The organism is Johannesbaptistia floridana (genome assembly GCF_057440575.1).
Genome location: NZ_JALKVM010000121.1, coordinates 1 through 2,885, shown reverse-complemented (window position 1 = coordinate 2,885; position 2,885 = coordinate 1). Strand labels below are relative to the sequence as shown.

Here is a 2,885-nt window from a genome sequence, read left to right as displayed (position 1 = left end):
ACTACAGTAACTGTAGGGTGCGTTAGCGCCTAAAGCGCGTAACGCACCAAATTAAGTTAGGAGAAAAAGGTAATTTAATAAATTTACTTTAGATACTAGATACTAACGGTGCGTTACACTTCGTTAACGCACCCTACAGATAAGGGTGTGAAGTAACGCACCAAATTAAGTTATGAGAAAAAGGTAATTTAATAAATTTGCTTGAGATACTAGATACTAACGGTGCGTTACACTTCGTTAACGCACCCTACAGATAAGGGTGTGAAGTAACGCACCAAATTAAGTTATGAGAAAAAGGTAATTTAAAAAATTTGCTTGAGATGCTGGATAGTAACGGTGCGTTACACTTCGTTAACGCACCCTACAGTAACTGTAGGGTGCGTTAGCGCCTAAAGCGCGTAACGCACCAAATTAAGTTATGAGAAAAAGGTAATTTAATAAATTTGCTTGAGATACTAGATACTAACGGTGCGTTACACTTCGTTAACGCACCCTACAGATAAGGGTGTGAAGTAACGCACCAAATTAAGTTAAGAGAAAAAGGTAATTTAATAAATTTACTTTATATACTAGATAGTAACTACAGATAATGAAATTATTAGAAAAAATTAATATTCTTGAATCACAACAGTAAAGCTTCCCCAGTATTCCGATTTAGCAAAAGGTATATCATCATAAAGTTGATCTAACTCTCTTTGGATACTGTTTAAATCTTTTGCTTCCACTTTTATTTTACCTAACCAGTTGATTATATCTTCTTGTGTTGCTTTTCTCAGCCAATTTGACGTTGCTAACCAGGCTTGATTGATAGTGGTAGATGGGGTAGATAGGTATTGATAATAAAAGCGAATCATCATGATTGCCGTGGCTAAATCATCTACTCGTCGCAGACTACCAATAACATTACTAGCGCCTGCATAGATAAAACCGACACTGATACTGATATATTCATCTACTAGATTAGTGATTTGGGAAACACTAGTCTCACAGGCAGAGAGAATGATTAGTTTCCCTGCTTCTAGTTTGATGATACTCATAATTTCTTTGAGGGTAAGACATTTGTCTATGTTAGCTTTTCTACCATTTCTCAGATTGAGAGTGCGGGGTGTTTTATCTGTGGTTGTAGAATCACTCTCCCTGGTAGTTATTACACTAGCCGCTAAGGCGAGGGCAGAATCTAGAGGTGAAGTAGAGTTAAAGCCTCCGTGACAGGCAAAATGAATATAGTTACTCTGATTTAGATAAGCTAATGTTTCTGGTAGGGTAAGTTTGGGTTTGTTGGCTTCTTTGCGCACTAATACCTGTGGGGAGGTGAAATCTCTTTTAATCAGATTTACCTCTAAATCAGCAAAATTTAAATCTTCTGTGGGATTTTGCAGGGCAAAGAAAGTTTGATTTTGATTCTGGCGAGATGTATTTTTTTGCCGTAAACGTTGGAGAAGTTGACAACTAGGGGCGTAGGTGATTCCCTGAGAGAAGTAGTCTTGCCAGCAGGTATCATCGCCAAAGTCATAAACTACTTGGCGAGGCGATTGTATATTTAGGGGATGATTTTGATGATTTGTAGCTTTAAAACTTTCTTCCCTGCTCCCTACTCCCTGCTCCCTGCTCCCTGCTCCCTGCTCCCTGCTCCCTACTCCTTGCTCCCTGCTCCCTGCTCCCTGCTCCCTACTCTCTTGCTCCCCTACTCCCTTGGCTAAAGGTAGAGCGTGGAGGGGTAAGATATGTAAAAATAGATGGGGCACTAGGATTAATTGTTGGCATTGTTGAGGAATTAGGCTAAGAAGTTGCTTGAGATTGAGAGATTCTGATATTGCTGCTAGGGTTGAGGTGTTATGGTTTTCTAAATAGTTGTTTACAGAGGTTATTAGTTTTTCTCTGGTAGAGGTGTCGGCGTAGATGGCTTCTATCTGGTTATGGGTGATAACTAGGGTGTAGAAGCCATCACTGGTAATAAACCATTCGATTATCGCTACTTGGGGATTGATGAGGGCTTGAATTTCTTGGAGGGTAATAGTTTTTACTGTGGTTTTATTTAGGTAGTCTGTATCGCCAATTTCATCTAAGAGTTGCTGAATTTCTATTTTTATTTGTTGAATTTGTTGTTGTCTGTTGGCTTCTGAGTTGACAGGATTTATTGTTTTGGTGGTGCTTCTGCCGGATTGATTGTCAGGAATATCTGGGGAGGTGGCACTAGGAGTCATAGTCATTTTTAAGACTACTAAGCGGTTTTGTAAGTTTCTTAGTTGTTTTTTTTGCTCATCTGTGGCTCCTACAGGCATAATCTCAGCTTTGGTAAGGGCTTCTATGAGGTAACGGGATTTGCTACTTTCGATGGTGCTGATGGCTAAGTCTAATCTATTGGCTTGGATACAGACATTCACCATGTTTTCATAGATATCAAGGGCTCTTTCTATGGCTTGTTGCTGTTGTTGTGCTGTGATTACCCATTCTCTTACTTGGGTAACGGCTTCAATTCCTTTTTGGTAGGTGTCTATGGCTAGTTGCCAGTTTTTTTGCTGTATTGCTAGGTTTCCTAGGTTTCTGACTGTTTGTAAACAGTCTTCTGGTACTATTTCTGGTTTTCTGATTTCTAAGGCTAAGTTATAGGCATTGATTGCTGTTTCTAGATTCTCACCCCGGTCTCCTTTGATTCTTTCTAGGTAAGCAAGTCCCAGATTATTTTGGGTGGTAGCCCAATCTAAGGGTACAAGCTCCCGTTTGAATTCTAATAGGGCGTTTTGATAGGATTTAATCGCAGATTCTAGATTCTCACCCCGGTCTCCTTTGATTCTGTTTCTGTAAGCATTTCCCAGATTATTTTGGGTCATTGCCCAATCTAAGGGTACAAGCTCCCGTTTCCTTTCTAATAGGGCGTTTTGATA

1 protein-coding gene is annotated in these 2,885 nt (G+C 39.7%); it reads right to left on the bottom strand.

Annotated features, from left to right (window positions below; genetic code table 11):
* Positions 1-608: 608 nt before the first annotated feature.
* The coding region (locus MW688_RS08775; RefSeq protein ID WP_486735586.1) for a CHAT domain-containing protein at positions 609-2,885 on the bottom strand (2,277 nt) is incomplete at its 5' end.